This is a genomic window from Spirochaeta isovalerica, assembly GCF_014207565.1.
GTDB classification, from domain to species: domain Bacteria; phylum Spirochaetota; class Spirochaetia; order DSM-2461; family DSM-2461; genus Spirochaeta_F; species Spirochaeta_F isovalerica.
The window spans coordinates 321,843-334,606 of the sequence record NZ_JACHGJ010000001.1 but is presented as its reverse complement, the minus strand read 5'-3'; the positions used below and the strand labels follow the sequence as shown (position 1 = coordinate 334,606).

Here is a 12,764-nt window from a genome sequence, read left to right as displayed (position 1 = left end):
CTCTCTTATCTTGTGGAAATGGGATAAATCCCGTTCAAACATCCCAGGCAGAAACCGTCTTTCCGGCCGAGAGCCGTCAGCAATCCTTCGAGACTGAGATATTGAAGGCTGTCCGCTCCGATAGAATCGCAGATTTCCGCATTACTCATTTTATTGGCTATCAGGTCTTCGCGGTTGGGCGTATCGATCCCGAAATAACAGGGATCGGACACAGGCGGAGAAACAATGCCGATATGCACCTCTTTAGCTCCTGCCTGCCGCAGTTTCCTTACCATTCTGCGGCTCGTCGTTCCTCTCACTATCGAATCGTCGATGAGAAGGACTTTTTTATCCTTCACGAGGCTTCTCACCGCATTGAGCTTCAGAGATACGGCTTTTTCCCTGATCTCCTGTGTAGGAGAAATGAAAGTCCGTCCCACATAACGGTTTTTGATAAATCCCTGCGCATAGGGAATTCCCGAAGCCTGAGAATACCCCAGAGCCGCCGGGATGCCGGAATCGGGAACGCCGACGACAACGTCGGCATCTACGGGGTATTCTTTATAGAGCGCTTCTCCGCATTTTGACCGCAAATCGTACACATCGATTCCGTCGATCACGGAATCGGGCCGGGCGAAATAAATGTATTCGAAGACACAGGTGGTCAGATTGTTATTTTTGTCATGGGATATGGAATTGAGACCGTTCTCATCTATAACGACAATCTCACCGGGTTCTACATCGCGAACGAATTCCGCATCAACAGCATCGAGAGCACAGGATTCGGAAGAGAGAAACCAGCTGTCTCCCGATTTTCCTATGCATAATGGCCTGATCCCGTAGGGATCCCGGACTCCGATAAGCTTATTATCCAGTGAAATGATAAGCGCATAAGATCCTTTAACCGCGCTGATGGCATCCACAACGGCTTTTTCAAAACCTTTGGAGGCCCCGCGGGCTATCATGCTCATGAGAACTTCCGAATCACTGCTTGTCTGAAAGAGAACTCCACCGTCTTCCAGAAGAGAGCGGATAATGTCTGCATTGATCAGATTCCCATTGTGCGCGATGACCAGAGATCCCAGCTTGCAGTGGGCTTCAAGAGGCTGAGCATTTTCTACACAGCTGTCTCCGGAAGTGGAATAGCGAACATGTCCGACCGATACAGATCCGGTCAGGGAAGCCGGATCGTAATCCTTGAATACCCAGGCGGCGAGCCCCATATCCTTATGGCCTGTGATCGTGTCACCCTGAACGACGGAGATGCCCGCGCTTTCCTGTCCTCTGTGCTGAAGAGCAAGAAGCCCGAGATAAGTCAGGCTCCCGATCTGATCGTTATCGGGCGAAAAGATCCCGAAAACGCCACACTCCTCTTCCATCTTATCAGGAAGTTCTCTCTGATTCATTTTCCCCCCAGCCTGCTGAGAATCTCTTTGTATGCGCCTTCAATATTTCCGAGATCTCTTCTGAAGCGGTCCTTGTCCAGTTTCTCTCCGGTCTTTTTATCCCAGAGACGGCATGTATCGGGGCTGATTTCATCAGCCAGAATGATTTCTCCATCTTTTGTTCTGCCGAATTCCAGCTTGAAGTCGACCAGGGTAATCCCCAGATCGTCAAAAAAAGCCTTCATGATTTCATTAATCTTAGCTGTCATATCATAAATCGTGTTCAACTCATCATATGTTGCCAGTCCCATGGCTACAGCGTGATGATCATTGATAAGAGGATCTCCGAAATCATCATTTTTGTAGCAGATTTCAAAAATCGTATTGGGGGGGACAGTTCCCTCTTCGATTCCGACTCTTTTGGCCATACTGCCGGCAATGATATTTCTGACTATCACTTCTACCATAACGATTTCGACAGAGCGGCAGAGCTGATCTCTTTCATTTATCTTCTTAATGAAATGGGTTTTTATTCCCTTTTCCTCGAGCAAAGTGAAGAGGATGGATGTGATACTGTTGTTGATTTCACCCTTTCCGATAATCTGACCTTTTTTTTCTCCGTTGAACGCCGTCGCGTCATCCTTGTAACGGATCAGAACCTCATTCTCATTTTCAGTCTGAAAAACCTGTTTGGCTTTTCCTTCATACATTACAGCGCTCACAGTTCTACAACCTCCCCGTTGTCTCTCAGGAAATTTTCCTTCATCTCTTTTCTGAAATTCACAAGTTTCTCTTTAATCTCTGGATATTTTACAGACAGAATCTGAACGGCGACCATAGCCCCGTTATATGAATTATTTATACCAACCGTGGCAACCGGAATTGATTTAGGCATCTGCACGATTGAGAGCAGCGCATCCATGCCATCGAGTGCCGCTTCCAGGGGGACTCCGATAACAGGAAGAGTCGTCTTAGACGCGATAACCCCCGGCAAATGAGCCGCCAGCCCCGCCCCTGCCACAATAGCCTCAAAGCCTCTTTCTTCAAGATCTTTCAGAACTTCAACCAGCCTTTCGGGAACTCTATGGGCTGAGAGGACATATGCCTCATATTCAACACCGAATTCTTTGAAGCACTTTGCCGCACCCCGCATTTTGTCCGTATCGGACTTGCTACCGAAAATAATAGCCGCTTTCATAATTACCCCTTTAATTAACTGAAATATTTCACGCCGCTCTCAAAGATTTTCTGATCTCTGTTGCCGCTTATATTTTTTAGAACATCTCTGCCGGTTCTTTCTGAATGGCCCATTTTCCCAAGGATCCTCCCATCGGGTGAAATGATTCCCTCAATCGCCTCAACAGAACCGTTGGGATTGAAACGGGGATCCATTGTGGGATTTCCTTCGAAATCGGAATACTGAAATGCTACCTGACCGTTCTGGAACAATCTTCCGATAACATCGGAATCAGCCATAAAACGGCCTTCACCGTGTGATACCGGAATACTGTGAAGATCTCCCGTTTGAATTCCCGCAAGCCAGGGAGAATTGACCGATGCCGTTCTGGTTGTGACGACTTTGGAAACGTGCCTGTTTATCTGATTTCTATAGAGGGTTGCTGATTCCGCTGATTGAACTCCGATTTGTCCAAAAGGAAGAAGTCCGCTTTTGACTAAAGCCTGAAACCCGTTACAGATTCCCAGAATCAGTCCGTCTCTATCGAGAAGTGACATGACGGCATCACTGATCATGGGATTCTGCAGAATTGAAGTTATGAATTTTCCCGATCCGTCCGGCTCATCGGCAGCGGAAAATCCTCCTGCAAGAAAGAGGATCTGCGAACCATCAATCTGAGCCTTCAGCTCTTCAAGCGATTCTCCGATGGCTTTGGAATCGGCATTTCTGAAAACGGGAGTGACGGTCTGAGCTCCCGCCCTGATAAAGGCATTAGAGCTGTCAAACTCACAGTTTGTACCGGGGAAAACAGGAATGACGACTTTTGGTTCAGCACTTTTCGTAACAGATCTTCTTCTATTTGCCACTAAGGATGAATCCCGCTTATCCAGCGTAGTTTCTTTCGATTCTTCACTATGGAAATGAGGAAAAACCTTATCGAGAGGTTTTCGCCACTCATCAATCAACGCATCGACATCTATAGATGTTCCATCTGTAAAAGTGATTTTTGAGCCACGGACAGTCTTTCCAATGAGTTTTGCTTCCTTGAAATCGAGGATATGCGATGTCTCAAAAAGAATGGAGCCATAGGAGAGATCGAACATATTTTTTTCAATCGCCGTATCAGAGAAAGTAAAACCGGTCTTATTGCCGAAACTCATTCGGGCAACAGCTTCTGCGAGACCTCCCTGTCTAATGCTGGCAGCTGAGAAAACGATTCCCTTACCCGCCAGTTTACGAAAGAGCTCAAAATTGTTTTTAAGCTTATCCAGATCAGGCATACCGTCTTTCCGGACCGGAAGTTCAAGGAGGTAGACTTGGTTTCCGCTCCGTTTGAAATCCGACGAAATCACCATCTGTGATTCCATTGTGGACAATGCGAAGGAAATCAGCGTTGGCGGTACGGTTAAATCGTGAAAAGTACCCGACATGCTGTCTTTTCCTCCGATAGCAGGAATTCGCAATTTGTTCTGAACATAATAGGCGCCGAGAAGAGCGGAAAAAGGCTCCCCCCATGCTTCCTTATCAGTGCCGGGTTTTCTGAAGTACTCCTGAAGAGATAATCGGGCTTTAAGTGGATCAGCTCCGGAAGCCGCCAGTTTTGTCAGAGATTCTACAATTGCCCAGGCACCTCCGTGGAAAGGGCTCCATCTGGAAATAACCGGATTATATCCGTATGACATGGCGCTGCAGGTAGAGCTGCCTTCAACTCCCACGGGGATTTTATGAATAGAACACTCATTTTCCGTATTCTGAAATTTGCCACCATAAGGGAGAAGAACGGTACCGCTGCCGATTGTCGAGTCAAACATGCCGGACAGTCCGTTCTGGGAACAGTTATTTAATGTTTTAAGGTTGTTTGAGAACTTCTCGACTAAAGTTGAACCCGTAACTTGAACGGCAAAGGGCTTCTCTTCCGCCACAGGCGCAACCGTCAGATCAACCTTATTTCTCACACCGTTGGTATCGAGGAATCTTCTGCTGAGATTGACAATCGTCTCCCCTTTCCAGGTCATAACAAGCCTGTCATTATCTGTAATTACAGCGACTTCGACAGCCTGAAGATTTTCCTCGTCAGCGTAGGCGATAAACTGTCGGGCGTCTTTCTGGTGCACGACGACAGCCATTCTCTCCTGGGATTCAGAAATGGCCAGCTCTGTGCCGTTCAGTCCCGAATATTTGACAGGAACTTTATCGAGATTGATCTGAAGTCCCCGACTCAGCTCACCGATGGCAACAGAAACACCTCCGGCGCCGAAGTCATTACAGCGACGGATAAGAGATGTCACTTTTTTCTTTCGGAAGAGTCTCTGTATTTTTCTTTCCTCCGGGGCATTGCCTTTCTGGACTTCAGCCGAACACGTATCGAGAGACTCCGTGGTATGCTCTTTGGAAGACCCTGTGGCTCCGCCAATCCCGTCCCGTCCCGTTTTTCCTCCGAGAAGTATGACGACATCGCCCTTGACAGGAGTTTCACGAATTACATTGACCGCCGGTGCCGCCCCCACAACGGCTCCGACTTCCATTCTCTTGGCTTTGTAACCTTCATCGTAAATCTCACGGACGTAGGATGTGGCGAGTCCTATCTGGTTTCCGTATGAGCTGTAGCCGTGGGCGGCTCCGGTTGTTATTTTTTTCTGGGGAAGTTTTCCTTCCATAGTTTCATCGATATGAACAGTGGGGTCCGCACTGCCTGTAACTCTCATAGCCTGGTAGACATAGGAACGGCCGGATAGGGGGTCCCGGATAGCTCCGCCGATACAGGTTGAAGCCCCGCCGAAAGGCTCTATCTCAGTAGGATGGTTATGGGTTTCATTCTTGAACATAACCAGCCAGTCCTCTTCACCATTTTCTGTTTTTACAGGAACTTTAAGACTGCAGGCGTTGATTTCTTCAGACTTGTCCAGGTCATCCAGCTCTCCCGAACTGAACATTTCTCGCATGGAAATTGTCGCCAGATCCATAAGGGATACGGGCTTATTCTCACGGCCGGTCTTTTTCCTGCTGTTCAAATATTCCTGAAAGGTATTTTCCAGAAGCGTTTTAAATTCTCCGGTACCGTATTCAATATTCTCTATTTCTGTTTCAAAAGTCGTATGGCGGCAATGATCCGACCAGTAGCTGTCAAGCACCCGCAATTCTGTTTCCGTAGGATTGCGCTTTTCCTCATCCCTGAAATAATCGCGGCAGAATTTCAAATCGGCAGCGGTCATTGCCAGATTGAGAGAAGCATGCCATTCCGGTATCTCATCGTCTGCTGCGTCGATCAAACCCTCTATTGAGGGTATGGAATCGGGGCTGTCAGCTTCTTCGAGCCCCTGTATAATCGATAGGTCCTTCTCCCTCATTTCCAGATCATTGATGTAGTATGATTTAATCTTTTCAAGATCTGATTGTCCGATACCACGGAACACAAGAAGTTTCCCGGTTTTCACGGAACCATTCCAATCTCCGAATTTAAGATGAAGACACTGTTCAGCAGAATCGGCCCGGTTATCAAACTGTCCCGGAAGGTATTCCACTGCGAAACAGGGGGCATCGAGAGATGGGGATTCAAAGAAAATCTCATCAACCGGTTCTTCATAAAAAACACCGGCCAGTCCTTCGTTGAACTGGCCTTCATCGAGCCCGGATATCTCGTAGATATTGTAAATGATTACGTTTTCCAGGGCGTTTATACGGAGGGAATCCCTCAGATCCTTTTTAAGCTCTCCGGCTTCAAGATTGAAACCCTCTTTCTTTCTGACGTAAATCCGTCTTCGATCCATATGCAGGATTTTCCTCCCGGTTATAATTAAAAAAAGCCCGGCAATATTCCCACTGAAGTGCGGAAAAATTAATACCGGACTCTCTCGTAAATATATTACGGAAAGGATTTAACCGAGAAAAAATATTCCGCCCATAGTAAACCATTTACGGTGGTTTGTAGAAACTCTTCCCCGATCGGAAGATTATACGAGCCTTGTTTTTCGCGGTCAAATTACCATAGAAAAAATATATATTCAACTCGCTATCGGTCTTTTTCAAAAAAAAGGACCGCCCCGGAAGGCAGTCCTTTTAAACGCAGAATATCAGACTTTCTGCAATTATTTGATTGTGATACGTCCATCAGTCATGGGAGAAATTGTTCCTCCAAGATGAATAACATAATCGATAAAAGCATCTCTCTGCATCAGAGAAGTGTCGTAGTAGGAAACCGCATTTTTAAGCATGCCGTATCCGTCTCCGCCTGCCGCGAGGTAGGAGTTGAGAGCGACTTTGTATACTTTGCCGGGATCAACAGGTGCTCCATTGATTTTCAGTTCCGCTACAGTCTGGGAAGCGGAATCGATAACGAATTTCACTTCTTTAGAAACCTGAGCCATAGCTCCGGCTCCGATGTTTGTTGCCGCTTTATCAAAAAGGGCGATTACATCTGATCCTTTCAGCTCGATGAGAGCGATGGAATTATCAAAAGGCAGAACTTCGTAAACAGTCTGTTTCTGGATTTCGCCGTCTGCCAGCGTAGCTCTGATTCCACCGCCGTTCTGGAAAGCGAAATCACATTCCATACCCTGGTTTTCGATAAACCATTTCTGGGAATCTGTAACGATATCACCGAGAGCTGTTTCCATCTTTCTGGTATTATCATTGGGGAATACATCAGTCGCTGTTCCGATAACTTCGCTGAGAACGGCGTCTACTTTATTGACATAGCTATCCATAGCGGCCTGAATATCGGCTCTACCTTCATAAGTTTCAGAGTTGATGGGCTGGAGAACGAAATCGAGACCAGTCACTTCACCGTTCATAAATGAAAGATCAGTTTTACCAACAAAGAGACCCCAGTGCTTAGAAGAAACGACTGCAACATCTTTCCCTGTTACGTCATTTTTCACCCATACAGGCTCTTCTGTTTTTGTGTGAGTGTGACCATCGACGATCATAGCGATTCCCGGTACTTCTTTCGCGAGACGCATGGAACCTTCTGTTTCGTCGTAAATTCCCATGTGAACGACAGCGATAACAATGTCAGCTTTCTTCTGAAGTTTGGGAACCAGTTCTTTTGCCACTTCAACACCATCGAGGAATTTGTATCCTCCGACGTTAGCCGGGTTACCGGTCTGTTCAGTTTCCTTGGTCATAAGACCGAGAACAGCCACTTTGAAAGTGGGATATTCTTTGATGATGTAGGGCTGAACATTTTCGATGTAACTACCGTCTTCGTTGACAACGTTCGCACAGAGCCAGGGGAATTCAGATTTGGCAATCTGTTCCTGCATGGTGGCAAAATCGTTATCAAATTCATGGTTTCCCATAGTCAACAGATCATATCCGATCATATTGTAACCGATTATGTCCGCTTCAGCCTTGAAGAAATTTGACTCGGGTCTACCCGTATTGAAGTCCCCTGCATCGACAACGAGAACATTGGGATTTGATGCTCTGACTTCGTCTACAAAAGTGGCTCTGGCGGGAAGGCCGCCCATACCGTCTGCAGGATAGTCATAAAATGCCACGGGATGTCCGTGATGGTCATTTGTGTTGAGAATGACCAGATGCTGTTCTTCATCTTTCGGTGCTATTGGACCGGAAGCACAACCGACAGCCATCATTACAGCTGCAATGATAAAAACCGTAAAAAACTTTTTGATATTCAAGATATCCTCCTTTAGATTCTTAATAATGATGAATCACCTTGAGTGACCCGTCAAGTTTTTCATTGGAATTTTATCAGTTTATCAGACTTTTATTAGGAAAATGTTCAAAAATTCACATTTATGTCAGACAAAGGCTCAACCTGTCAGTAGTAAACCAGTGAAGATCCCTCTGTAAAAAGAATCGGTCCCGGTCCCTGAGGGCCCCGATAATAGAGAACTGATGCCCGGCAGACCTGCCCGATCAATCCGAAGGATTCATAAACAGGATCGATCATATTGATTTTTACAGACGAAGAGTCTCTTATGTCAATTTCCCCGTATGCGCAAAGCATATCCCTCAGATCGACAGAGGAAGCTTCACTGCAGTTCAGGTAAACCCTGCTTAAAGGATAAACAGAATGGATTTCGGCTTTGGAATAACCATCAGTCATCAGGGAAAGAACATCGGCATCTGTCAGATACACATTCATACGGGACGCACCGGTAAGGATTAAGTCAAGTCGAGTGGTGAGAGTAAAACCTGAAACCTGGACATCTGAAGCATTATCCGCCTTAACAGATCTTAACACCGGCATGGTTATATTGACGGTATATGTGTTGTTCAGATAGGAGTATCCTCCGATCAATCCCGCATGGAGGGTATAACCATCACTGTAAATGTCGATATATGGCAGCAGATTGTCATCGCAAATGACGGAAACACTGTAATAATTTCCATAAGTGATATTGACCATTGAAGAATCATCAGCTTCAACTGCCGAAAACCCGCTTATATAATAGGTGCTGGTTATCAACCTTCCGGAACCGGATATTCCTTCAAAATAAAAATAACATCCAGACAATAGTAACAGAAAGGGTAATAAAGCCCAAATATTTTTTTTCATGTTCAACCTCCGCGATTCACTTATTTATGAAACAACGGAGACGAAGGGAAATGTCACTATCCGGGAAGAAACAGCGATGCTTTTTCTTTTTTATCGATTAGACTGCTGATAATGTTTTCGTGTTTTCCGCAAGCGAGGATCATAGGTATGCCGTATTGCGTCACCTTTTCAGCAGCTTCGATTTTAGTGCGGATTCCGCCGGTACCGAAACTTCCGCTGCTTCCGAATGAGATCTCCCTTCTCAGCTTCGCTATATCGGTGATCGTCTCCTGGATAACCGCATCATCATGTTCTTTGGGGTTTTTATCGTAAACCCCGTCAATATCGCTGAGCAGAATCAGCAGATCGGCATTCCAGAGATTGGCGATAAGAGCGGCGAGATTATCGTTATCACCTATTTTGATTTCATCGACGCTGACGCTGTCATTCTCATTAATTATGGGAATAACGCCTTCGTCAATTAATGTGAAAAGTGTGTTCCGAATATAAACGGTCCTGCCGGGATCACTCAAGTCATCTCGTGTAACCAGTATCTGTCCGATCAGAAGGTCTTCTTCTTTGAAAGAACGCCGGAAAGAGTCCATTAATTCCACCTGACCGATGGCACAGAGAGCCTGTTTGTAGTGCAAATCCTCTTTTCTCTTCCATTTTCCCAGCGTCGATACGCCGGCAATTCTCGCTCCTGATGAAACGATTATGATTTGCTTTCCCATATCGGTAAGCCGTTTAACCTGTGAGGTAAAATTCATGAAGAAATCTCTGTTCAGCATTCCTTCACCGTCGGACAGAGTATTTGATCCTATCTTGATTACGATTTTTTTACTGTCCAGAATTGTTTCCGATATCATTCCTACTCCCGGATCTGACCGTCGCCGTTCATCACATACTTTATTGTAACCAGTTCATTGAGCCCCATCGGTCCACGGGCATGCATTTTCTGAGTGCTTATTCCCATTTCCGCACCGAAGCCCATAGCCCCGCCGTCGGTAAAACGGGTTGAGGCATTGACATATACCGCAGCGGCATCGATATTACGCTGAAATTTTCTGCTGTTAGCCAGATCGTTTGTAATTATCGATTCCGAATGCTTCGTTCCATATCTGTTTATATGGGAAATCGCTTCGTCACAGGAATCGACGATTTTCACTGCCAATATATAATCCAGATATTCAGTTGCCCAGTCAAGTTCATCAGCCGGAATGACATCGATAAAAGCAGCAGTCCTTTCGCAACCGCGAAGCTCCACCCTGTCTCCGATTTTATTTTTCAATCGGGGAAGAAATTGTGAGGCTGCTGATTTGTGAACCAGAATCGTTTCGATGGCATTGCATACGCCGGGCCTCTGGATTTTGGCATTCTCTACAATGGCCAGGGCCATATGAAGATCTGCGCTCTCATCGACAAAAACATGGCAATTCCCTACTCCTGTTTCGATTGTGGGAACCTTTGCATTTTCCGTTACATATTTGATAAGTCCCGCGCCGCCTCTGGGAATGACAAGATCCAGATATTCAGTCATATGAAGAAGTTCCCCGACAACAGCTCTGTCAGTATCTTCAACAAGCTCGATGACATCGGGAGAGATCCGACTTTTACGGAGTCCTTCCTTAACGGCTTCGACAAGAGCTTTATTGGAGTTTATGGCTGATGAACTGCCCCTGAGGAGAATGGCGTTTCCGCTCTTCAGAGCCAGAGTGAAAGCATCGATTGTGACATTCGGTCTCGATTCATAAATAATGCTGATAACCCCCATCGGGACAGACATTTTTGATACGGTAATTCCATTTTCAAGAGTCCAGACATCTCTGCTGTTCCAGACCGGATCTTTGAGAGAGACAACTGTTTCAATACCAGAGATCATATCTTTCATTCTTTCAGACGTGAGTCGTAAACGATCCACAAGACTGCTTTTCATACCGCTCTTTTCAGCTGATTCCACATCAATCAGATTGGCTTCAAGTATTTGGTTTTCCCGATTCGCCAGCGCTTCCGCAACGGACAGGAGGGCATCATTTTTCGCTTTAGTTCCCAGAGATCCCAATGAGAATGAGGCGTTTTTCAGGCTTTTACACTGTTCAAGCAAACTTTTCATAAGTCCCCCTCGTTGCGTTACATAGATACAAAACTGTAAAGGAATAATATCAAAAATGAAGATTGTTGAACAGAGGTCGCTTCTTTTCTTTTTTTTCTGTACAATAACAGGGAAATTGTTTAATTTCATTGAAGAGTTTAGGAGAGTGAATGAAAACCGTTCTTGTCTTCGGGACATTTGATGTTATCCACCCGGGACACATATATTTTCTACAGAAAGCGGCTGCCGAAGGTGACCGTCTGGTTGCAGTAATTGCACGTGACAGATTTGTTCTGAAAACCAAAAAACGCAATCCTGTACATGGAGAAGAAGAGAGAATCTCGCATATTATGCAAAGCGGTCTTGTAGATGAAGCATTTCTTTCGGATGAAGTTACCGGAACTTATGGTGTCGTTGAAAAAGTCAATCCACAGGTTGTGTGCTTCGGCCATGATCAGCATAAACTTGCCGAGTCTTTTACCCAATGGATCAGCAATAATGATAAAAAAATTCAGATTGTAACAATCGAACCTTATAAAAGGGACCGGTACAGCTCCACTCTCAGAAACAAGAATCACTATTAATCAGAAACGGGAGAATTGAAAATCATGTCAAAAATGACTAATAAAGCTGTCATAATTATTTCAGCTATTGTCGTCCTTGCTGCAGCAGGGGGAATCAGCGCTTATTATCTGCTCAGAGACAGAGGTGTTGCCGCCGTTGTCAACGGAGTAAAAATCACAGAAGAAAAAGTTGCAGAGGAAGTTTCCAAAAGTGCGGCGCAGTACGAAGCTCAGGGGATGGCACTTCAGCCGGCTCAGCTTGAACAGGTTCGCAGCTCAGTTATCGAAAATCTCATTACAAGAGAAGTCCTTCTGCAGGAATCGGCATCATTTGTCATTCCCGATGAAGAAATCAATGAAAAAATCGCTTCTCTTCAGTCTCAGTTCGAATCCGATGAAGCTTTTAACGAAGCACTAGCCTCTCAGGGATACGATCCGGATTCCTTCAAAGAAGTGATTCTTCAGGATATGAAGATCCAGAAGCTCATTGAAGAAAAAGTTCCCGAAGAAACCACAGTAACCGATGAGGAAATCCTGACCTTCTATAAGGAAAATCCCGCCTATTTTACAGAACCGGAAAGAATACATGCAAGCCACATACTGGTGACTGTGGAAGCGGGAGACGATGACGAGAAAAAGAACCAGGCAAAAGCAAAGATTGAACGGATAAGCGAAGAATTGAAAAACGGCGCTGACTTTGCCGATACAGCCAGAAGAGAATCTGAAGGACCGAGCGGACCGCAGGGCGGAGATCTGGGAGAGTTTACAAGAGGTCAGATGGTCAGTGGGTTCGAAACAGTTGCTTTCGCTCTGCCGGAAGGAGAAATCAGCGGTATTGTAGAAACCCAGTTCGGATACCACATCATTAAAGTTCATGAAAGATTCCCCGAATCGTCTGTACCTCTGGAAGATGTCAGAGAATCTATCAACAGCTATCTCGTTCAGGATAAGAATCAGACGAAATTGAAAGATTTTCTAGAATCTCTCAAAAATGCCGCAAAGATCCGAATTCCCGGAATAAAAGACGAAAAAACGACTGAAGAAGTATAAATAACCGGAAACTCTC

10 protein-coding genes and 1 riboswitch are annotated in these 12,764 nt (G+C 45.5%); of the genes, 2 read left to right on the top strand and 8 right to left on the bottom strand.

What is annotated here, in order from left to right; all coding sequences use genetic code 11:
- Nucleotides 1-5: 5 nt before the first annotated feature.
- The 8 genes from purF to HNR50_RS01350 form a co-directional block, all read right to left on the bottom strand.
- Nucleotides 6-1,385: an amidophosphoribosyltransferase gene (gene purF, locus HNR50_RS01385; protein ID WP_184742665.1), complete on the bottom strand. Its 1,380-nt coding sequence runs from the start codon at nucleotides 1,383-1,385 to the stop codon at nucleotides 6-8.
- Complete coding sequence (purC, locus tag HNR50_RS01380) at nucleotides 1,382-2,074, bottom strand: phosphoribosylaminoimidazolesuccinocarboxamide synthase (RefSeq protein WP_184744432.1); 693 nt, start codon at nucleotides 2,072-2,074, stop codon at nucleotides 1,382-1,384. Before purC ends, purF begins: the two co-directional genes overlap by 4 nt.
- Nucleotides 2,075-2,082: 8 nt before the next feature.
- Nucleotides 2,083-2,562: a 5-(carboxyamino)imidazole ribonucleotide mutase gene (gene purE, locus HNR50_RS01375; RefSeq protein WP_184742663.1), complete on the bottom strand. Its 480-nt coding sequence runs from the start codon at nucleotides 2,560-2,562 to the stop codon at nucleotides 2,083-2,085.
- Nucleotides 2,563-2,576: 14 nt separating this feature from the next.
- A complete protein-coding gene (locus HNR50_RS01370; RefSeq protein WP_184742660.1) occupies nucleotides 2,577-6,308 on the bottom strand; it encodes a phosphoribosylformylglycinamidine synthase in 3,732 nt (1,243 codons plus the stop codon).
- A gap of 114 nt (nucleotides 6,309-6,422) precedes the next feature.
- Nucleotides 6,423-6,519, bottom strand: a riboswitch (purine riboswitch).
- Nucleotides 6,520-6,626: 107 nt separating this feature from the next.
- On the bottom strand, nucleotides 6,627-8,180 hold the full coding sequence (locus HNR50_RS01365) for a bifunctional metallophosphatase/5'-nucleotidase (RefSeq protein ID WP_184742658.1): 1,554 nt from the start codon (nucleotides 8,178-8,180) through the stop codon (nucleotides 6,627-6,629).
- Between the two features lie 143 nt (nucleotides 8,181-8,323).
- The gene (locus HNR50_RS01360) at nucleotides 8,324-9,064 is read right to left on the bottom strand and encodes a GIN domain-containing protein (protein ID WP_184742656.1); all 741 of its coding nucleotides are present in this window, start codon (nucleotides 9,062-9,064) and stop codon (nucleotides 8,324-8,326) included.
- Nucleotides 9,065-9,120: 56 nt separating this feature from the next.
- On the bottom strand, nucleotides 9,121-9,912 hold the full coding sequence (proB, locus tag HNR50_RS01355; protein ID WP_184742654.1) for a glutamate 5-kinase: 792 nt from the start codon (nucleotides 9,910-9,912) through the stop codon (nucleotides 9,121-9,123).
- Between the two features lie 2 nt (nucleotides 9,913-9,914).
- On the bottom strand, nucleotides 9,915-11,156 hold the full coding sequence (locus HNR50_RS01350; protein ID WP_184742652.1) for a glutamate-5-semialdehyde dehydrogenase: 1,242 nt from the start codon (nucleotides 11,154-11,156) through the stop codon (nucleotides 9,915-9,917).
- Nucleotides 11,157-11,305: 149 nt separating this feature from the next.
- Between HNR50_RS01350 and HNR50_RS01345 the strand changes: the two genes are divergently transcribed.
- Both HNR50_RS01345 and HNR50_RS22810 read left to right on the top strand, forming a co-directional pair.
- Nucleotides 11,306-11,719 (top strand): FAD synthase family protein, encoded by a 414-nt coding sequence (locus HNR50_RS01345; protein ID WP_184742650.1) that lies wholly within the window; start codon nucleotides 11,306-11,308, stop codon nucleotides 11,717-11,719.
- A 24-nt stretch (nucleotides 11,720-11,743) separates the two neighbouring features.
- Nucleotides 11,744-12,748, top strand: a complete 1,005-nt coding sequence (locus HNR50_RS22810) for a peptidylprolyl isomerase (RefSeq protein WP_184742648.1) — start codon at nucleotides 11,744-11,746, stop codon at nucleotides 12,746-12,748.
- The last annotated feature ends 16 nt before the right edge of the window (nucleotides 12,749-12,764 follow it).